General features: G+C 55.7%; 13 protein-coding genes and 2 pseudogenes. 11 read left to right on the top strand and 4 right to left on the bottom strand.

What is annotated here, in order from left to right:
• Positions 1-64: 64 nt before the first annotated feature.
• From RHM61_RS14165 to RHM61_RS14175, 3 genes are all read right to left on the bottom strand, one after another.
• Positions 65-1,453, bottom strand: a complete 1,389-nt coding sequence (locus tag RHM61_RS14165) for a copper oxidase (protein WP_322247944.1) — start codon at positions 1,451-1,453, stop codon at positions 65-67.
• A gap of 31 nt (positions 1,454-1,484) precedes the next feature.
• Entirely contained in the window at positions 1,485-2,867 is a 1,383-nt protein-coding gene (locus RHM61_RS14170; protein WP_322247945.1) for a TolC family protein, read from the bottom strand.
• A 120-nt stretch (positions 2,868-2,987) separates the two neighbouring features.
• Positions 2,988-3,293 carry a hypothetical protein gene (locus RHM61_RS14175; protein ID WP_322247946.1) on the bottom strand — a complete coding sequence of 102 codons (306 nt, stop codon included), beginning with the start codon at positions 3,291-3,293 and terminating at the stop codon, positions 2,988-2,990.
• Positions 3,294-3,599: 306 nt separating this feature from the next.
• Here RHM61_RS14175 and RHM61_RS14180 point away from each other — a divergent pair, with 306 nt between their 5' ends.
• The 5 genes from RHM61_RS14180 to RHM61_RS14200 all read left to right on the top strand — a co-directional run bounded on the left by RHM61_RS14180 (position 3,600) and on the right by RHM61_RS14200 (position 13,244).
• Positions 3,600-3,986 carry a hypothetical protein gene (locus RHM61_RS14180; RefSeq protein WP_322247947.1) on the top strand — a complete coding sequence of 129 codons (387 nt, stop codon included), beginning with the start codon at positions 3,600-3,602 and terminating at the stop codon, positions 3,984-3,986.
• Positions 3,987-3,989: 3 nt separating this feature from the next.
• Positions 3,990-5,540 (top strand): hypothetical protein, encoded by a 1,551-nt coding sequence (locus tag RHM61_RS14185; RefSeq protein ID WP_322247948.1) that lies wholly within the window; start codon positions 3,990-3,992, stop codon positions 5,538-5,540.
• Complete coding sequence (locus RHM61_RS14190; RefSeq protein WP_322247949.1) at positions 5,521-8,931, top strand: pentapeptide repeat-containing protein; 3,411 nt, start codon at positions 5,521-5,523, stop codon at positions 8,929-8,931. The genes RHM61_RS14185 and RHM61_RS14190 overlap by 20 nt, the downstream gene beginning before the upstream one ends.
• A gap of 62 nt (positions 8,932-8,993) precedes the next feature.
• A complete protein-coding gene (locus RHM61_RS14195; protein ID WP_322247950.1) occupies positions 8,994-12,467 on the top strand; it encodes a pentapeptide repeat-containing protein in 3,474 nt (1,157 codons plus the stop codon).
• Positions 12,468-12,578: 111 nt separating this feature from the next.
• Positions 12,579-13,244, top strand: a complete 666-nt coding sequence (locus tag RHM61_RS14200) for an ABC transporter ATP-binding protein (protein WP_322247951.1) — start codon at positions 12,579-12,581, stop codon at positions 13,242-13,244.
• Between the two features lie 20 nt (positions 13,245-13,264).
• On the opposite strand, the gene RHM61_RS14205 is transcribed toward RHM61_RS14200, so the two are convergent.
• Entirely contained in the window at positions 13,265-14,173 is a 909-nt protein-coding gene (locus RHM61_RS14205) for a LysR family transcriptional regulator (RefSeq protein WP_322247952.1), read from the bottom strand.
• A 140-nt stretch (positions 14,174-14,313) separates the two neighbouring features.
• On the opposite strand from RHM61_RS14205, the gene RHM61_RS14210 reads away from it, so the two are divergent.
• The 6 genes and pseudogenes from RHM61_RS14210 to RHM61_RS14230 all read left to right on the top strand — a co-directional run bounded on the left by RHM61_RS14210 (position 14,314) and on the right by RHM61_RS14230 (position 20,845).
• Positions 14,314-15,495 (top strand): acetyl-CoA C-acyltransferase, encoded by a 1,182-nt coding sequence (locus tag RHM61_RS14210; protein ID WP_322247953.1) that lies wholly within the window; start codon positions 14,314-14,316, stop codon positions 15,493-15,495.
• A 20-nt stretch (positions 15,496-15,515) separates the two neighbouring features.
• Positions 15,516-16,688: an acyl-CoA dehydrogenase family protein gene (locus tag RHM61_RS14215; protein WP_322247954.1), complete on the top strand. Its 1,173-nt coding sequence runs from the start codon at positions 15,516-15,518 to the stop codon at positions 16,686-16,688.
• A 40-nt stretch (positions 16,689-16,728) separates the two neighbouring features.
• Positions 16,729-18,408, top strand: a pseudogene (locus RHM61_RS20270) (3-hydroxyacyl-CoA dehydrogenase NAD-binding domain-containing protein); the annotation flags it as partial.
• A 113-nt stretch (positions 18,409-18,521) separates the two neighbouring features.
• Positions 18,522-18,722 (top strand): annotated as a pseudogene (locus tag RHM61_RS20275) (3-hydroxyacyl-CoA dehydrogenase family protein); the annotation flags it as partial.
• Between the two features lie 135 nt (positions 18,723-18,857).
• Complete coding sequence (locus tag RHM61_RS20280; RefSeq protein ID WP_416200236.1) at positions 18,858-19,160, top strand: 3-hydroxyacyl-CoA dehydrogenase family protein; 303 nt, start codon at positions 18,858-18,860, stop codon at positions 19,158-19,160.
• Positions 19,160-20,845 (top strand): long-chain fatty acid--CoA ligase, encoded by a 1,686-nt coding sequence (locus RHM61_RS14230; protein WP_322247955.1) that lies wholly within the window; start codon positions 19,160-19,162, stop codon positions 20,843-20,845. The genes RHM61_RS20280 and RHM61_RS14230 overlap by 1 nt, the downstream gene beginning before the upstream one ends.
• The last annotated feature ends 215 nt before the right edge of the window (positions 20,846-21,060 follow it).

A 21,060-nucleotide genomic window follows, 5' to 3' on the forward strand; every position in this document is an offset into this window, starting at 1 on the left:
CATCAAGGAGGGGCAAGCTTGTGCATGCTTCCCCCTCCTTGAAGGTGGCAGACTGATTGTTAAATCAATGTGCCATGTTGTCGTGCGGTTTGCGGATATGTATTTCTTGTTCTTGCTGCGTGGTTTGCGGCACCACTTTCCGTTTCGCTGCCACGACCTCGCCATGCCATTCCTGCGCCACCGTACCGGCCGGGTGCTGGTACCAGCCGGGGTCGCGGTAGTCGCCTGGTTTCTGGTCTTTCCTGACTTTCAAGACGCTGAACATGCCGCCCATCTCGACACCGCCGAACGGGCCTTCACCATCCATCATCGGTAAGGTATTGGCGGGTAGCGGCATGTCCATCTTAGCCATATCGGCCATGCCGCGCTCACCCATGGCCATATAGGCTGGAATCAGCTCGCTGATTTTCTGCGCGACCTCGCTATGATCGACGCCGATCAAATTCGGGGTGTCGTGGCCCATCGCATTCATGGTGTGATGCGATTTATGGCAATGAAACGCCCAGTCGCCTTCGGCGTCGGCCAGAAATTCGATTTGCCGCATTTGACCGACGGCGATATCGGTCGTCACTTCGGGCCAACGCGCCGTATGCGGCACCGCACCGCCATCGGTGCCGGTGACTTGAAATTCATGGCCATGCAGGTGAATCGGATGGTTGGTCATGCTCAGATTGCCGACGCGAATGCGTACTTTGTCATTCTTACGCACCACCAAAGGATCGATGCCGGGGAAGACGCGGCTATTCCAAGTCCATAGATTGAAATCTTGCATCGTCGAGGTTTTCGGGGTGTAGGCACCGGGTTCAATATCATACGAATTGAGCAAGAAAACGAAATCACGATCGACTTCGGCAATCTGTGGGTGCTTGGCTTTCGGATGTGTGACCCAAAAGCCCATCATGCCCATGGCCATTTGGATCATTTCATCGGCATGCGGGTGATACATGAAGGTGCCGGCTCGGCGGGCAATGAATTCATACATGAAGGTTTTGCCGGGTTGAATCGATCGTTGCGTCAGTCCGCTCACACCGTCCATGCCGTTGGGTAAGCGTTGTCCATGCCAGTGGACGCTGGTATGTTCGGGCAATTTGTTGGTGACAAAGATGCGCACGCGGTCGCCTTCCACCACTTCGATGGTCGGTCCCGGCGATTGGCCGTTATAACCCCATAAATGGGCCTTCATGCCGGGGGCGATTTCACGCACCACCGCTTCGGCCACCAAATGAAATTCCTTGACGCCGTTATTCATGCGCCAAGGCAAAGTCCAGCCGTTCAGCGTGACGACCGGGTTATATGGGCGCCCGGTGGTTGGTTGTAGCGGTGCCATGGTATCGGCGGAACTCTGTGTGACCGGTTCCGGTAAGGCGGCCATGGCAACTTTGCTGACTGCTGCGGCCGATGCAGCAGCCGTCAGTGCGCCGAGGCCACTTAAAAAATTTCTTCTTGAACTCATAATTTATCCTTGGTGCGGAGCAGCTGCGCTGTCAATTACTGCTGGGACGTCCCAGTAAACTCATTTCCAAATCGGCTTGGGCGATCCAAAAATCGCGACTGGCCTCGATGGCGCTATTGACGCTACTGATTTGACTGCGTGCATCAGCGAGCAAGTCGAATACGCTGATCAGCATGCCGTTGTAACGCAGTTGGTTTTCGACAGAAATACGTTTCTTCAAAGGGATAATTTCATTTTGATAGTAAAGCGCGATGTCATAGTTAGAGCGGTAAGCTTGGTAAGCTTGTCGGACTTCTGAGCGCGCATTGATGGCGAGTTCCGCCGTGCGGTTGACTGCCTGCATATACCGGGCTTCTGACTTGGCTAGTTTAGCCGTACTCCAGTCGAACAGCGGTAACTCCAGTGTGAGCGAGTAAGCGCGTTGTCCCGCTTGATCGCTGTAGCTGTTGCGGCTGGCCCCGACTTCGAGCACATTGATGAAACGGCTGGCCTTGCTCAAGCCCAGATTCTCAGCCAGTTGCGCCGTACTCAGGCGGGCCGCTTGGATATCGAGCCTTTGCTCCATGGCTGTTTGCTCGACCGTTTGCAGGTCTTGCAGGTGTTGTGGTAATTCTGGTAAGCGCGGCGGTAGCTTGAATGCCGTGGGACCTGCCGATACGCCCATCAGACGTGTCAGTTGTTCTTGGCAACGTTTTTGCGTTTGTTCGGCGCGCGCCAGGTTGACCTTGGCATCGGCAAAAAAACTCTGTTCACGCGCTTGTTGCAGCGTATTGTAATTGCCTGCCTGTGTCATCCTTGCGGCCAGCTCGGCACCGGCATCGGCCGCTTGCTTTACTTGTTGCATATAGCTCATGGTTTGATCCGCTGCAATTGCCAGATAGTAGGCTTTACGTGTTTCACTGGCTAAGTTCAGCATTTGCAAGCTGACTTCGCGCTGGACTTGGGCGAGGCGTGCTTGCTCGATTTTTTTACTGTAGGGCAGGGCGAGTACGCGGGCAAGGTTGAGCGTCAGGCCACGGTCGATTTCCACTTCGCTTCCCTGTCTGGCACGATTGAGTGAGAACGTGGGATTGGGCAGTCGGCCAGCTTGAACCAAATCCGCTTCGGCGATGCCAAGTTCATAAAATGATGCTTGTAAGCCGCGATTATTAAGCAGAGCAATTTGTACCGCGTCATCGACGCTCAGCGCTGCGGCCAGTAATTCTTTGACGCGTTGCGCCGCACTGGCGCTCTCTTGCTCGGTGCGTTGCCATGCCACGTCTTTGGCCAGACGGTCTTGGGCTACTTGCGCGACCGCGGAAAAACCGCCATCGGCGCTGAAGCCGGCGCAGCCGCCGAGCAGGCTGAGGGTGCTGAGGAAAACAGTAAGTTGGCCTGGTCGGCGCAATAACTTGGCGCTTGATGGTAGTAACATGATGATTTTCGCTAATGAGTAAGATGGCCACCGTGGCGCGCGTAAGAATACGCTGCCAAAACGATGGCGCGCAATCTGCCTGGGCTGGTAACAGCGCCGGCGTTACAGACGAGACTTAAATCAGCTACGCGGAGGTCGTTCCAAGCCCTCATCAACATGACCAAAACGAGAAGAAAAAACCAGGGCGATTTTTTCTGAAGAAGGACGGCAAGCCGGAGCAATAGCCGCCGTCGTCAAGAGCGCTGCGCCAACGCAGCAAGCAGCACAAGCGCTGCACTTGTTTTTAGAGGCATGATCGCCAGTATCGTGCTGGTGTGCATGGCCTTGAACATGGTCGTCGTGCTCAGCTTGCACTATATGGTGATGCGCGCTGCCACAATTCGACATCATCGCTGCCGCCAAGCCTTGCAGGGGCAGGGCTAGCATCATGATGCACAATAGTAGTAGTCGGAGCAGCTTTTTCATATCGAAGATTATAGCCTACATTTTTTTCTGTGTGCATCAGCATCTGCCTTGAGCTTGCGCTTCCCCTAAACATTTTTATGTTCCGTAAACATAATGCTCGCGAGCCACACGTGCCACTGTATGCCCTTTCTATCAGCGTAAGAAACAGAAATTTTTGTACTTGGATGAGGTCGGAATCGATGCTACATTGTGCCGGATTTTTTCCGTCAAGACACATTTTCGGCGACGGTGTCACGCGGTTTTTTTCTGTCAGACGAACGGGATGGTATGAGTCATTTTCAAAGCTGGTCGGGGCAGCTGTTGAGTTTTCTGGAACTCGACGATACCGCCGAACTAGCGCAAGAGTGGACCTTGGTGGTCAATGAAGTGATCTGCACTTTGGTGCACCCGGTTGGCAGGGGCGAGCAATTCGCCGCGCTGTTGCTCGATGCCGGTCACTTGGAGTTGCCGGCCGATGCAGATTATCTGATGCAGGCATTGGGCCGGAATGTGGAAAATTTTCTCAACGGTGCACCGGTGTTTATATTCAATACCGATACTATGCATTTGTTGATTGCCCAAGAGTTTCAATTTGATGAATTTTCCCCGAGCGTATTTGCCAGCCTGCTCGATAGCTTGACGTGGCAAGCGCGTGCTTGGCATAAAGCGAGGTGAGGGATGGGCCCGTTTGAATCACTCAGGCCAGCACCGATCCTGCCCTTGGCTGGCAGGTGTGCCGCATCGTCCCGCATCTCGGGCGAGCCACCGGTACGGGTGCGCGATGTGCGCAGATGGCAGCGCCAAGGTGTGGCACCGCCGACTTTGAGCGATAGCCAACGTCAGCGATGCGCGCGTGAGGTCGCCACCACCGGGCGTGCCACGGAACTGGTGCTGGAGGTGTTGAGTTTGGCGCGCCAGGCAGAATTGCCGCATGCAAGTGAGCATGCGGCAGCCTGTTCTGTCCCTGTGACGCTGTTCGAGGCAAGCGCTGCACGCCAATCCTGGCGGGATTGGACTGCCAGCTTGTTAGCCGCGCGTGCCGCGCAAGGGGTGGTCGGTACACTGGCCGGACGCTTGGTGCAAGAAGGGGTGCGGGTTGCGGCAGGACAGCCAAGCCGAAGCGACGAGGTCGATGAGCGGATGTTGGGGGTGGGTGTGGCGGTCAATTTGGCGCTTGCCACGGTAGCCGGTTTGCGTACCGCACTGCATACCTGGCGTGCGAGTGGTCAACTGCAGCGCTATGCGCGCGGATTTCGCGGGCAGTCGAACGCTGCGCTGTTGACTCTGGCAACTGCCGGCACGCCGATGTTGCCAGCGAGTAGTTTGAGGCGTGCCGCCGCCAGTGCCGCGGCTGGCGGCGCGGTGTTTATGGTGGCGGCGCATAGCGGGCTGATCGCATTGACGCAGCTTGGTGGGCAAGCGCCGAATAAAGCCGATCTGTATACCGCGTTGTGGGCGTCCAACAGCAATGCCAGTTATGCCTACGTGCGAGAATTGGTCAATGCGGCCATCGATGGCATGGGCTTGTTGCCGCATCAAGCAGAATTGACTTTACGTGGTGGCGCAGTATCGACCGGACAATATTTGGTGAATTCCTTGTTGCAATGCACGGCACAGCAAGAATTGCGGCTCAGCGCAGATTCGGGCTTTGATTTCCGTTGGCCGTTTATTTCCGCCGCGGCCGAGAGCATCGATGTGGCGACGGTGGCGGCTGCCACTGGCTGTAGCTGGTCTGAGAACGTGCTCGCTGTGCGGTCGGTAGGCGTGCTCGGGAGTAGTCAACTGGCCGTTACGGCGCGGCCCAGTTGGCTCGCTACGATAGAGAGAATTTCACAGCGGGCGAGCGCGCGGCAGATGGTCGCCGAAGTCAGTCGGCTCATTCCTGGCGAAATTGGCGTGGCATTGGAGGGCGCGTATGGTCCGCCGGCGGCGCTCACGGCACGCTGGGGGGGGCGGTCCTTGCGAGCGCTACCCACTTGCGCGAGCATATGTGGCAAGCCGAAGCGGCGCTGGAGCATTGATTTGCTTGATACTTGCTGTAAGGTCGCTCTCCTAAGGGTATTTTTTGCAAGCGTGGTCGGATTAGCCTGCGCATACTGCTGGCTGTTCGTGGTAGCGGAAATAAAAAATTGGCCTGTTTTTTGTAATCGCTGCTGTCGTCTCTTTGTCTCACCCTGGCAGGTCTTCACTTTGAAAGTGCAACTATTCTATGGTCTATCCACTCAGTAGCGCCGGTAGCACGCCCACCAGTTATCCTCCCGCATCGATTTCGGATGCGGGTGCACTTTCGCATTTGACGCAAGTCAGTCAGCACGGTCCGATGGGCGCGGTATCATCTGACAGGATGACTGTCGATGTCAGTCTGCCGCATCGCATGCTTACTGCACAATCAGTCGGAACTCAGGCAATCGCGACGACGGCCGCAAGCGCGCCGAGCGATCGTTCTGGCAGCGTCGTGCCCGGAGCAAATTGTCGTGAGGCTAATTTGGCTGGCATGGATTTTTCCGGTGCCGATCTGCGTGGTGTGGATTTTTCCCATGCCGATCTGTCTCGCACCAATCTGCGCGGGGCGGATCTGAGCGGTGCCACACTGTGTCATGCGAATTTGAAGTATGCGTGCTTGCAAGATGCAATTTTGAATGAAACCAATATTTATAACGCCAAATTTTCCGACGCGCAGTTCCGTCATGCGCAGTTTTCCTTCGCTGACGATGGCACCGTGCTCAATGATGTTGCCGTGTCCAGTGAAAGCATGGATCTTGAACCGCCGACCAGCGCGCCCATGCTCGATCTTCATAGCTTGAAACCAGTGAAATTGCTTGCCTGTACGGATGTAGCTAAATCCTATTTGGCGAGGACCGCGCCGACGGCGGAAAAACCGGTCGGTGAAGAGGTGTTTTTGCGGGTAGTTGAATTGCCATTTGAGAATGGCGAGCACAGTAATGTTGTGATGGCTAGCTATATTGAGAAAATGCTGGAACAGAACCGGCAGTTCATCGCCATGACCCAAGTGAAGGGGCCTGGCATCGCGCCGGTTTTGGCGCATGGACTCGTTGTTCCAGAGTCGCGGCTCGACGTTCCTACATATCAGGTCGTGTTTCCTTACAGTAGGCATGGCAATTTATTGAAGACGCTCAATGGCCCCCTGACTGAATTGCAAAAGAAGCAGTTCATGCGACAAATGCTGGAAACGGCGCAGCTTTATCACCAGCAAAGTTTTTTTGATCTTGGTTTTAAGGCGACAAAATTTGTCGTTGACATACGCGATGACCAAGCTGTACTTGTCTTCACGCCGAATGAGAAAATGTTTCGTGCGCCGACTGGGGAGACACAAAATGACGACAAAAAAATCGCTGACTATATTTATCTTGCACCTGAAAGTGGTAAGGGCGCACCGTCTGCCGCTTGTGATGTCTGGAGTCTGGGGGTGATTTTTTTTCGCATGATCACTGGAGAGTTCCCACGTTACATCGACAAGGGTGAAGTCTTGAGTAGGGCGTACTCTATCAGTCTTTATCTCGAAGAAGGCGGCTTACCTGAGATGCCCGATTCTTTATCGGCAGAGGCGAAGGAATTTTTGTCAGCTTGTTTTAAAACGGATCCAATTCAGCGTGATTCCGTCGATCAGTTGCTGATGCATTCCTATCTCGCTGAGGCGACTGAGGGGCGGCGCTGCGGAAGAAATTTTGCAGGCTTGAATTTTAATGGGGCCAATTTTTCTGGTGTCGATCTGCGTGATGCCAATTTCTGTGGCGCGCAACTGAACGGGGCGGATTTCACTGGTGCGCTATTGGCCGGCGCTGATTTTACCGGCGCGGTATTACGGAAGGCGTGTTGCAACGATGCCGATATGAGTGCTACCAATTTGAGCGGTGCGGATTTGAGTGATGCTAGCCTGAAAAGGGCTGTATTGATTTCGGCGCGCTTAGAAAATACGATTTTGCATAACACTGATTTGTCCGACAGTGTGCTGATTTCGGCCAGATTGGAGAATGCTCGATTGCGTGATACGGAGTTCCTGCGCGCGCGTGCAGATCGGGCCGTGTTCAAGAATATGAAGTTGGATGCACGTTTCTTTGATACGACGATTGATCAGGCTGTATTCGATGCTGTCCGCTTGCCGCCCCAAGCGTGGCGTGATTTGCGCGAGCGTTTGGAAGATCTCGCTGAATTCCGCATCATTTTGCCTGCGAGCTCAGACCACGTCAATCTGTGGGATGCGGCGTATGTCAGTCGTGATCGAGTTGGGTACGAAGAAGGACGCGACAGCGTGCTCCGGCAAGTCAGTAGCATGAAAAACAGTCCGATGAAACTGGACTTGATGAGGGCGGTGTGTGATCACGCAATGCGGTATGCGCCGGCACAGATCAAGGTATGGCTGCAACAGGAATTGTTTGATATTGTGATCAGTGATCTTGATTTTTACCTTGCAGACCCCGTCACATCGCAGCAATTTCACAGTGATTTTTTGCCGCGTATGGTAGAAAGGGCGGAACAAGTCGGCTTGTCTGCGCAGGTGGGGCGGCAAGCGATAATACTCGCGCCGCTGCTGCGTCACATCCTTGTTAATTTGCAAAACCACATACCGAATTTTCACATTGAACATAGCGGCCTGATTAATTCTACCCTGCAGCACGCGCAGCATCAGGCCGACCCGGAATGCCAGAAATTAGCTGCCGAGGTCAAGCACGCGCTGTATGCGATTCCTTTGATCGCTTTGATCAGGGAGCAGGCGCAAGTCATCTACGGGTACGACACGGTGAGTGCGCTCGACGACTATCCGATATTCTTGACGGTCGATGGGAAGGCGGCGGTTTCTCTCGCGCCGGAGCAATATCAGGCTTTGCTTGGGCCTGACAGTGCTGCACATGATTGGCGTCCGCTGGTGTATTTTCACCAGGTTTTGAACCAAGAAGGCAAGCTCGTCATGGTCAATGAAACGATCGGCAATCTGGCGCAGTTGGCCGACAGCTTACCGGTACTGCGCAGCCTGTATGCTGCCGATTTTAAAACTAATCGACATGAGGTGTTCTTGGCTGCACTCGGACTTGATAGGCAGGTGTTACTTGATTTTAAAGTGGCCGCTTCGTCACGCTGGTCTGCCGTCCACTATATGGGGGAGCAACGCTACCCTGAACGCGCGGATCAATTGCTCGAGACCCTGCGTCCTTATGTCGATATGGAGTCTACGGATGCCGGTCATTTGCCGCTCGATTTGACCGTGACTCCAGCATTTGTCAAGAAGGTTCTGGCGGCTGCTGGCGTAAGCCATTCCTCGGCAGCGGTGCAGGCGCGGGCATTGCTGTTACACGCGGTAGTTTGTGCGCGTTACTCCTCGGCCGCGCATTTCGGTAGTCACGATGACTCGGTGTTATCGCTGCGTCGGCTAGCCTTGGGTTTGCTCAACAGCGCAGTGCTGCTCGACCCTGCTGTCTTGCCTGTGGAGCAAAGAAATTTGCCGCGCGATCGTATTGATTCCTGGAGAAATGCCCTCGCCGGTGTGTCCGGTACATTCACTTGTTCGGCCATTATCAGTGCCAATATGCTCGATAGGATCAAGGGTATGTCGCTGGAATTCGCCGATGATATCAGACGATGGCTGCCTCCTGCCTGGTTGTGAAGCGGGCGCGGCAGGGGCGTAAAGTACCGTCTTTTTTTTCTTATATGAAAGCGTGATTCGATATGGTCTTACCAGTTCATTCCACTCGTGTGGGTTCGCCCACTACGGCTGCTACGGCTGACAATAACTGCACCGTTTGCCTGATGCAGACCAGACAGGGTGGGCCGCAATGCGATCATGTCGCGCCAGATAATCCAGTCGATGCCGGCTTGGCGCATCGCTTGAGTTCGGCGCGATCTGGCGCGCACGAGGATCGGCAGTATAGCGGCACAATAGCTGCTCGCGGCGCGCCTCTGTATGGTGCCGATTTACGCGGTGCGAATCTGAGTGGGCGCGATTTTTCCGGTGCCGACTTGCGCGGCGTCGATCTGCGCGGTGCCAATTTACGCGGTGCCAATTTACGCGGTGCCAATCTGAGTGGCGCTGACTTGAGTGGCGCTGACTTGAGTGGGGCAGATTTGAGTTGGGCTACGCTGGCAAATTCCTGTCTGCTTGAAACAATCTTGAGTGAGACGAAATTACATCAGACTAACTTTTGCCATGCCAAATTGAAGTCGGCACGGTTCGGCGCGCCTGCTGCGGCAGACTCCGTCATGATTGCGCGCGCTGCCAAGAAAGCCAAGTTTGAGCCGACCAAGCTGCTGCCGTTTGATTTTTCCGTCTTGGAGGATGGCGGCTTGATCGCTCACTCCCCATGGGTGGAGCACCGTTTGGCACTAGTTCCGGCCACAGCAGCGCAGCAAGCGCGAAAAATTTGTCTGGCTAAGCTCAGGCTTTCTACCGAGCTATGCAACGATAGATCTCGGGTCGAAGAGTACTTTAACAATATGACGGAAAAACATCGCCAATTCATCACCATGAGTGAATCGCTGGGCGCGCACATCGTTCCACTGTTAGGATGGAAGTATGTGCCGGGAAATTCGCTGCAAGCGCCGATGTATCATCTGGCGTTTCCGTTTTTCGAGGGCGGCGATTTGCGGAAGGTGCTGGCTGAACAGCCTTCGTTGCAGCAGAAAAAAATTTATATGGTGCAAATGTTGCAAAGGATAGAATCTTGTCATGCGCAAGGTTCTTATGATTTGGGTATCAAGGAGGGGCAATTCGTCAGAGATTTTGAAGGCGAGCGCGCGGTTCTCAAGCTGACGCCGAGTACCCTCAGCTACCGAACCAGCACCGAGATCTCCGGTGCCGTAAAGAAAAAAGAGCGGGATGCCTGGTATCTTGCCCCGGAAAAAAATGGTTACGATGTGGTGTCCAAACCCAGCGATATCTGGAGTGCTGGCATCGTTTTTCTGCGCATGTTGACTGGGAGGGATCCTCAGTTCATCGATGCGCAGGGAGAGGCCGTTTTTCAAGGCTTCCCTTTTTTTAAGTTTCTCAACGAGGGCGGATTGCCGCAGATTCCCGATGACTTGGACCCGGGTGCCAGAGAATTTTTATTATCTTGTTTGAAAACCGTTCCCTCAGAACGCTTGACCGCGAGCCGCCTGCTTGCGCATCCGTACTTGGCTGAGGCGGTGGCGCACGAGGCGGCGCTGGCGCTGGCGCCGGAATCGGAACTGGCACCGGATCAGGTGATCGCGCCGAGCACAGGGTGGAATTTTGCTGGTCTCGATTGCAGTGGCGCAGATTTCTCTGATGTCGATCTGGCTGCTGCCAACTTTGAAGCGGCGATGCTGCATGCGGCCAATTTCAGCCGCGCCGTGTTAACCGGGGCGAATTTTGCCGGCGCTACCCTCGATGAGGCGCGCTTCGATGATGCTGATCTGCACGGCGTTGATCTGAGCGGCGCCGATCTCAGGGCTGCGCACTTGTTGAACGCCAATTTGATGTCGGCGGTATTGCGCAATACCGATTTGCGTCAGGCCGACTTCAGTTCTGCCAATCTTTGCGCTAGCCAGTTTGACAACGCGCACTTGGAGCAAACCGTGTTCAAGAATGTGCACGCGGCTCAGGCGGAATTTAAGAATATGAGAATGGATGGTCACTTTGCGGGTGCCGATATGGCGGCGGCGAAGTTTATCGGACTCAGTCTGACGCGACAAGCCTTCAGTGACTTGGGCGGGCAATTCCAGGGGCTGAAAGAAGTGAGCCTGATTTTGCCACAAGCAGGTGATCCGGCTAACATCTGGGCGACAGCGTTCAACTATTATGGTGGCAGGCCGAATGACAACGTGCTGGTGCAAATTAACGCACTGCCTGATAGTGCCAATAAACGCAAGCTGATGCAGCATGTGCTTACACATACACTGACACAGGCACCTGAACAGAGCCAAGGGTGGCTGAGGTCGTCATTGTTTGATGCCATCGTTCGGAATCTGGATTTTTACCTGCAAGACCCGATTCTTAAACAAGATTTCATCATGCATGTGCTGCCACCAAGGCTAGCCGGCGTCGAGGAAAACGGTTTGTCCGGCTTGCTCAGTATTGAAAAAAAATTGTTGCCGCTGCTGATAGAATACAGCACGCAAAATTTACAAAAAGAAGCATCGAATTTTTATCTTGAACACAGCGGACTGATCAATTCGGTGCTTCACCATGCCGAAAAAAATTCGGATACGCTGTATCAGCAGGGTGCCGCAGAACTCAAACGCGCGTTGTACGCGATTGCGCAGGTGGCCTCGGTGCGCGCCGCGGCGCTTCACGTCTATGGTGTGGCAAGCCTCGAAGATCTCGATGATTATATGATTTTTTTTACTCCCGATGGGGCAGACGCCGTGATGTTGATGCCGCAACACTATCCAAATATGTTGAAATCCGATCCGGCGGAGCACAAATGGAAGGAACTGGCCTATTTTCATAAGACCCCGGTTGTCGTGGGAGGCGTCGAGACGGGCGATATCATGGTCAGTACATCGATTCGCAATGAAGAACAATTGATCAGTTCCTTGCCCATACTCCGGCATATTTATTTCCGCGATTGCAATCTATCACCGCATCAGTCTTTGTTGACGAAACTTGGCCTGGGCTCGCCCTTGCTGGAGGAGTTTGAAAATGCAGCGGCATCGCGCTATTCGAGCATCAAATATATTGGGCGCAACAAGTGCGAAGGAAGATATGATTTGCTGCACGAGGTCGTGCGCGCGTATGTCGATGTGGCGGCGCTCAGTGGCGGGCATTTACCGCTCGATTTGAGCGTTAATCAGACGTTTATCGATAAGGTTCTGCTGGCTAGCAACAAAACAGAGGCGTCGGCAGCGGAGCAGGCGCGCGCTTTGCTTGTGCACAGTGCAATTTTTGCACGCTATTCCTCGGCGGTTTGTTTCGGTCATGAAGATGAGTCTGTCGCGTCTTTACGCCGACTGGCATTAGGCTTGCTGAACTGCGCGGTCGCGCTGGACCCGCTGGTTTTACCCATTGAGCAAAGAGACTTGCCGCCCGAGAGTGTCGACTCTTGGAGGAATTCACTGGCCGGCCTGCCCGGTAGCTTTACCTGCTCGTCCGTGATCAGTCACCTCATGTTAGATAAACTCAAACGCACTTCGCCGGAGTGGCAGGAGGATATCAGACGCATGCTGCCTATTGCCTGGCAGTAAATGCTGAGACACGATGATTTTGCCTTTACTCGCCTATCATCTGCAAAACTCTATGCGATAGAATGGCAGTAAATTTATCTCTCCCAACCCTCAGCTCTGGATCTGTCGCCTATGCCCGTCTGTTCTTCTGTTTTGTTGCAAGTCAGCGCGCTGCATTTTCATTATCCGCAGCACTTGGTGTTTGATCAGTGGTCGGCGTCGTTCAGCGCTGGCGTCACCTTGGTGTGCGGGGGCGAGGGTAGTGGCAAAAGCACGCTGTTGCAGTTGATCGGCGGCGTGCTGCACGCGCAAGGCGGCAGCATATGCTTGGGTGAAGTTGATCTGCAGACGCCACAAGCGGCAGCCCAGGCTTGCGTGTTTCGCTCTGAGCCGCACAGTAGTGAATGGGATCAACTGACGGTGGCGGCCTATTTTTCACAGATGGCGGCGCGCTATGTGCATTTCGATACGACGCGCTTGGCCGTTGCCGTCGCCGGTTTATCCTTAACACCGCATAGCCACAAACAATTGTTCATGCTGTCGACCGGCAGTAAGCGCAAAGTCTGGCTGGCTGCAGCTTGGGCTGCCGGTGCCACGTTGACTTTGCTCGATGAAGCGTTTGCCGGATTGGATCACGCTTCGCTGTGTTTTTTTTGTGGCTTACTCAATCAAGTCAGTGACAATAGTCGGCAAGCCTGGATCTTAGCCTTGTACCAGGCACCGCCACAACTGCAGTTGCGCGCGGTGATCGATCTCGATGTATCAAATGCTGCGACTGCGCTCTCGCAGATTGGGTAAGTGCAGTCTGCATGGCAGTTTTAAGTGGCTGCACTTGCGCCGCTTTCGCGCGCTCGTTCCAGCATGAAATCGATGAAGGTGTGCGCCGCCTTGGTTTGATAACGGTTGGGCATGTAGAGCATAAATAATTCGCTGCCGAAAATACTCAGACGGTAGTCATCGAGCGTGGTCACGACCGCGCCGCTGTGGACTTCTTCTGCCACGACATAATCGGGCACCACGCCGACGCCAAGGCCGGCCAAGATCGCTTGCCGCAAGAATGGAAAATGCTCGGAGATCAGGGTAGGCTCGAGCATGACTTCTTCGCGTTGCTCAGCGCGGTAGGCCGACAGCCGCAATTGTTGGCCGATGACGGCCGAACTGATCAAAGCTACGCCTGCCAAGGCCGCCAGCGTGCGCGGCATGCCGTGTCGCTCGGCATAGGTGCTGGTGGCGCAGGCGATGTAGCGTACCGTACCGAGTTGGCGTGCCACCAAGGTTTGCGGTGGCTGTGACATGACGCGCACGGCGATGTCGATTTCATCGCGCATCAAGTCATCGACGCGATTTTCAAACAAGACTTGCAGCACGATGGCCGGATAGGCGCGTTTGAATTCAATCAGCCAGGGTGCCATCACCATTTGGCCGTAACCGCTGGGAACGCTCAAACGCACCCGGCCTTGCAAGCTTTGCCCCAGGCTTTGTATGGTTTCGCGCGCGGCGAACAGTTCATTTTGTATACCCAGACCATGTTGGTACAGACGCTGGCCGATTTCGGTCGGCTCGACGCGTCGTGTGGTACGCCGCACCAGTTGGGCACCGACCGCGCGTTCCAGTTGCGCCAGATGGTAGCTGACATTGGCACGCGTCATCTTGAGTTTTTTAGCGGCTTGGCTGAGATTGCCGGCGTCGATGATTTCCACCAGCAGGGTCAGAGAATGTAGATCCATCTTTATCCATGTCAAAGAATTTTTGACACTATGTCGTTTAAATTTGGTATTGTCAAATTCGATAGAACGATTGAGAATGGGTTTTTGCTCAGTCGGCAGCGTGCCGCTTCGGGCCATTCTTCGAAAAGAGAGTTTTCATCATGCGTGAAGCCGTTATCGTCGCCACTGCCCGTACGCCGCTGACCAAGGCGCATCGTGGTGAATTCAATAGCACCCCGGGGCCAAGTTTGGCGGCCTTGGCCGTGCGTGCGGCGGTTGAGCGCGCCGGTATCGATCCGGCCTTGATCGAAGATGCGATTCTCGGCTGCGGCTATCCGGAAGGAACCACCGGCCGCAATGTCGCGCGTCAGGCGGTGCTGCGTGCCGGTTTGCCGATCTCGATTGCCGGTGCCACGGTCAATCGCTTTTGCGCTTCCGGTTTACAAGCCATTGCCATGGCGGCTGGCCGTATCATCGTCGATGGCGCACCGGCCATGATTGCCGGTGGCGTCGAAAGTATTTCGCAGATACGTAGCCGCGAAGGCAGCGACAGCAGTATCGATCCGTGGATCGCCGAACATCAGCCGGCGCTGTATCACAGCATGATAGAAACCGCCGACCTGGTGGCGGCACGGTATGGCATCAGTCGGGAAGCGCAGGATCAGTTTGCCTTGGCAAGTCAGCGCAAGACTGAGGCGGCACAACTGGCCGGTCGCTATCAGGCCGAAATCGTCGCCTGCGAGACCAGCATGGCTTACACCGATAAAGTGACCGGGGTGAGTGCGCAGCGTCGCGTCACGGTCGCGGCCGATACCTGCAATCGTCACGGCAGCACCTATGCGGCGTTGGCCCAGTTGGCCCCGGTGCGCGGGGTGGGGCAATTCATCAGTGCCGGCAATTCTTCTCAGTTGGCCGACGGTGCCTCGGCGTGTGTGATGATGGAAGCGCGTCTGGCTGAGCAGCTTGGCGTCACGCCGCTCGGTGCTTTTCGCGGGCTGGCGCTGGCCGGTTGCGCACCGGAAGAAATGGGCATAGGGCCGGTGTATGCGGTGCCGAAGTTGTTGCAGCGGCATGGTTTGTCCGTCGATGACATCGATTTATGGGAACTCAATGAAGCTTTCGCCTCGCAAGCGATTTATTGTCAGCAGCGCTTAGGTATTGCCGATGAACGTTTGAACGTCAATGGCGGCGCGATCGCGCTCGGCCATCCGTTCGGTATGACCGGCGCGCGCTTGGTTGGGCATGTGCTGTTGGAAGGACAACGGCGCGCTGCGCGCTATGCGGTGGTGACGATGTGTATCGCCGGCGGTATGGGTGCGGCCGCTTTGTTTGAAATTTATTGAGCGACCACGGAGACATACGCATGGATCTTTCATTGAGCACTGAAGAGCAAACATTCCGCGCCGAGGTGCAGGCATTTTTACGCGCTGAGCTCAATCCCGCCTTGGCCGACAAAGTACGCTGTGGTATCCGGCTGACGAAAGCCGATATGCAGCATTGGCATGCCGTACTGCAGGCGCGCGGCTGGTTGGCCAATCACTGGCCACGTGCATTCGGTGGGCCGGGTTGGAGCACGGTGGAGAAATATATTTTTGAGCACGAGTGCGCGCTCGCCTGCGCGCCGCGCATTGTTCCGTTCGGCGTCAATATGTTGGGGCCGGTATTGATTAAATACGGCACGCCGGCGCAGCAACAGCATTGGTTGCCACGCATATTAGATGGCAGTGATTGGTGGTGCCAGGGTTATTCCGAGCCCGGGGCCGGTTCCGATTTGGCCGCGGTACAAACTACGGCTATCCATGCCGGCGATTGTTATCTGGTTAATGGCCAAAAGACATGGACCACGTTGGCACAGCACGCGAATATGATTTTTTGTTTGGTGCGCAGCGATCGCAGCGCCAAGAAACAGGAGGGTATCAGCTTTCTGCTGATCGACATGCATAGTCCCGGGGTGGAAGTGCGGCCGATTATCACCCTCGATGGCGAACACGAAGTGAATGAAGTATTTTTTCATGATGTACGCGTGCCCTTGGAAAATTTAGTTGGCACGGAACATCGTGGTTGGAGTTGTGCCAAGTATTTGCTCACGTATGAGCGCACGAATATCGCTGGCATAGGCTTTTCGTTGGCAGCACTGGCCGAACTCAAGCGCGTCGCGGCCAGCCTGTACCGCAACGGTCGTCCGCTGGCGGAAGATGCTTTGTTTGCGGCCCGGCTGGCGCGCGTAGAAATCGATTTAGCCAATATGCAGACCACCAATTTACGCGTGATCGCCGCGGTGGCTGATGGTGGTGTGCCCGGTGCTGAGAGTTCCATGTTGAAAATTCGCGGCACTGAAATTCGCCAGGAAATTCATGCCCTGATGCTGCGTGCACGCGGGCCGTCGGCGTTGTTGGCATGGCCCGATGACATGGCGTCGCAGGTGCCGGGCGCACGCGCGGCAGCCGGCTATTTTAATAACCGCAAGCTGTCGATTTTCGGCGGTTCGAATGAAATTCAAAAAAATATCATCGCCAAGATGATCTTGGGTTTGTGAGGGGTATGGTATGAATTTTGAATACAATCAGGAGCAGCGCATGCTGGCCGACAGCTTGCAGCGCTATTTTTCCCAACACGCTACACCCAGCCAGATGGCGTCGACCGGCAGCGCGCAGTGGCAGCAGATAATCGAACTCGGTGCGCCGGCGATGTTGTTTGATGAGCTGTGCGGCGGCCTCGGTGGCAGTGCGTTTGATGTGATGCTGGTGTTCGAAACCGCCGGTCAAGCCTTGCTGCGTCTGCCATTGCTGAGTACGCTGCTGTGCGGCAGCGCTTTGGCGCGCGCCGGCAGCCCGCTTCAACAAGATTATTTGGTGGCACTGCTGGCAGGGCAAGCGCAGGCCGCCTGGGCCCATCAGGAAGCCGATGGCCATTATGAAGATTGGCAAGTCGCTTGTCGGGCCCAAGCCCATGCCGAGGGTTGGCAGCTCGACGGTGTCAAAGTCTTGGTACAACATGCCGAGTCGGCCGATAGCTTCATCGTTTCGGCGCGTACTGCAGGTGCCAACCACGAACGCGAAGGGATTTCCCTATTTGTGGTGCCGCGCACTGCGCTTGGTTTGACGTTGCAGCACGGTGCGCAAATCGAAGGCGGCACGCTCAGCCGATTGCAGTTCGATCATCTGATCTTGCCGGCCACGGCACTGCTAGCTTGCACCGGTGCCGCGGCCGAGATACTCGATTATTGTACCGGCAGAGCGCTGTTGGCTTTGTGCGCAGAGGCGCTCGGTGCCATGACAGCGGCCAAGCAGGCGACCTTGAGCTACCTGCAGACACGCACGCAGTTCGGTGTGCTGATCGGTAGTTTCCAAGCTTTACAACATCGTATGGTCGATCTGTATATCGAGATTGAACAAGCGCGCTCGGCCGTTATCAATGCGGCCGCCAGTTTTGCTGCCGATGGCTACGCTGATGCACGCGCCTTGTCGGCGGCAAAATTCACCATAGGACGGGTAGCAAAACAGGTGGCCGAAGAATGTATACAACTGCACGGCGGTATGGGCATGAGTTGGGAATTGCCACTGGCGCATTATGCCAAACGCCTGATCATGATCGACCATCAGTTTGGCGATGAAGATCACCATTTGCAGCGCTATATGGCGTTGAGCGCTGCGGCCGACGCGATAAAATTGAAGAGTGAGTCAAGCATGGATTTGTTTACTACCAGTCAAGACAGCGCTGCGGCAGCGGCAGCCCACGCTGCTGACGCGGCACTGCAGGCGACTCAGATTGCCGGCGTGACGGCGGCCACACCGGTGCGTAACATTGCGTTGGTGGCGGTGATCGGTGCCGGCACCATGGGCAGTGGCATTGCGATGAATTTTCTCAATGCCGGTGTCCCGGTATTATTGTTAGAGATGCAGGCCGAGGCTCTGGCGCGCGGTCGTGCCACTATTTTGAACACTTACGATGCCGCGCTGGCTCGCGGTAAACTCAGCACGGCTGAACGCGATGCGCGTATGGTTTTGCTCAGCACCACCTTGCGCTACGAAGACATTGCCGCAGCTGATTTGGTCATTGAAGCGGTGTTTGAAGACATGGCCGTTAAACAGCAGGTGTTTGCCCGACTCGACGCGGTCATGAAGCCTGGTGCAATCCTGGCTTCGAATACCTCGACACTCGATATGAATCAGATCGCCGCCTTCACCGGACGCCCGCAAGATGTGCTTGGCTTGCATTTCTTCAGTCCAGCCCATGTGATGCGCTTGCTGGAAGTGGTGCGCACCGCGCAGACTGCGCCCGAGGTCTTGGCCAGCGTGATGCTGTTGGCGAAAAAATCAATAAGGTGGCAGTCGTGTCTGGGGTGTGCGACGGCTTCATCGGTAACCGCATGTTGCGCTTTTACCGCGAACAGGCGCTGGCGCTGGTGGAACAGGGCGCGACGCCACAACAAGTCGATCTGGCGCTCGAACGTTGGGGCATGGCGATGGGGCCGTTCCGGATGGCCGATCTGGCCGGTCTCGATATCGGTTGGGCGGTACGCAAACGGCAATATGCAGCCGATCCGAGCATGCGTCGCTCAGTCATTGCCGATCGTTTGTGCGAAGCCGGGCGCTTCGGTCAAAAGAGTGGTGCCGGTTGGTACGCCTACGCGCCGGGTGGGCGCAGCGCCTTGCCGGACGCGGCGGTAACGCAATTGATCGCACAAGTGCGGAGTGAACACGGCATGACAGCGCGTCCTATCAATGATGAGGAAATTGTCGAGCGCTGTATGTTTGCCTTGGTGAATGAGGGGGCGCGGATCGTGGAGGAGGGGATTGCCGCGCGCTGCGCGGATGTCGATTTGGTGTATTTAGCCGGTTACGGTTTTCCGGCGTACCGCGGCGGGCCCTTGTTCTGGGCCGAGCAAATCGGCTGGACTGCGGTGCTGGCCAAGCTGAAGGAATTTGCTGCCTTGGGCGCTGCCGATGCGCGCTTCTGGCAGCCGGCTGCCTTGTTAGTCCGCTTGGCGCAGGCGGGATCGGCGTGATGGTGCCGACACATTTGCGCTTCTGGCCGCCGACACAGTCACACAGTTTGACGGTGCCGCAGACTAGCCTGCCGCATAATCTTGAGGTTGCAGCGGCACGCTATCCGGATAAAACTTTTCTGATTTTTTACGATACCCACATCAGTTATCGCCGCTTCGCGCATGAAGTCGAGTTGTTGGCTGGTTTTTTGAGTGAGCACTGCGGCGTGCGCAAAGGTGAGAGGGTGCTGCTGTACTTACAAAATAGTCCGCAATTCGTGCTTGCCTATTATGCGATTCTGCGTCTCGGTGCGGTGGTGGTACCGATTAATCCCATGAACTTGACCGAGGAATTGCGCCATTATGTCAGCGATACGGCGGCCAGCGTGGCCTTCGTGCCGCAGGATTTATTAGTGCAGATGCAGCCCTTGCTGGCCGAAGGCTTACAACATCTTATCGTGGCAGCCTATGCTGACTATCTCGAGGTCCCGAGTGATCTGACGATTCCTGACTTTGTCCGGGCCGCACGACTGCCCTTGGCTGGCCCCGGCATCACGCTCTGGAGTGCTGCCTTGGCGGCGCACTTGCAGGCCGCGCCGGTCAGCGTCGGGCCGGACGATTTATGCGTCATGCCTTACACGTCCGGCACCACCGGTCAGCCCAAGGGCTGTATGCATACCCATGCCTCGGTGATGTATAACGTGGTCGCCAGCATGCAGTGGTTCGGTGCCCAACAAGACAGTGTGGCGCTGGCAGCGCTGCCGTTTTTTCATGTGACCGGCATGCAGGGCAGTATGAACGGGCCGCTGTATATCGGCGCGACCTTGGTGCTGTTGGCGCGCTGGGACCGCGATACTGCGGCCGAATGCATACGGCGCTACCGGGTCACGGCGGTGCAATTGATTTCCACCATGGTGGTCGATCTGTTGGCCAGTCCTCGGGTTGATGACTATGATTTATCCTCCTTACGTCGTGTCAGCGGTGGCGGTGCGGCGATGCCACAGGCGATTGCGCAGAAATTCCAGGATTTGCTGGCCTTGCCGTATGTCGAGGGTTACGGTATGTCGGAAACCATTGCACCCACCCATATCAACCCGCCGCAGCGTACTAAGCAGCAGTGTCTGGGAATTCCGATTTACGATGTCGATGCACGCTTGCTCGATCCCGATACGCTGCAGCCGGCCTTGCCTGGGGCCGTGGGGGAAATCATCGTGCATGGTCCGCAAGTGATGCGAGGCTATTGGAATAACAGCGCGGCCACGGCGGCGGCCTTCATCGAGCTCGATGGCAAACGGTTTTTGCGCACCGGTGATTTGGCGCGTATCGATGAAGATGGCTATTTTTTCATGGTCGACCGCTTGAAACGCATGATCAATGCCGCCGGCTTCAAGGTTTGGCCAGCCGAAGTCGAGGCCTTGATGTATCGGCATCCGGCCATCCGCGAAGTGTGTGTGGTGGCACGCAGCGACGCGCGGCGTGGTGAAACCGTGGCGGCGGTAGTGGTGCTGCATACCGCCATGCGTGGCTTGCTCAGCGAACAGGATTTAATTGATTGGGCGCATCAGAATATGGCGGCATACAAAAGCCCGCGCAGCATTATCTTTCGCGAGGCATTGCCGAAGTCGGGCAGCGGTAAGCTTGAGTGGCGCCGCTTGCAAAGTGAAATCAGTGCTGCCCTCAGTACTACCGACTGTCAGGCCACATAGTGGGAGGCGGTATCGCCGGCATGGACGTGCTTTTGAAACATGTCAAGTAAAGTGCTGTAGCGCTCGCCTTGTTCACGATCGAGCACGACTTCGTCACGAGCCGGGCAATAGTCACCGGTGACAGCTCAAGCGAGACTGGAGTTGGGGACGGTAAACAATTGGCCTGAGTATTGCAAAAAAATTCACGCAATGGTCACACTCGGCGTTGATAATGG

This window comes from Undibacterium sp. CCC3.4 (assembly GCF_034347425.1).
In the GTDB taxonomy this organism is placed as follows: Bacteria; Pseudomonadota; Gammaproteobacteria; order Burkholderiales; family Burkholderiaceae_D; genus Undibacterium.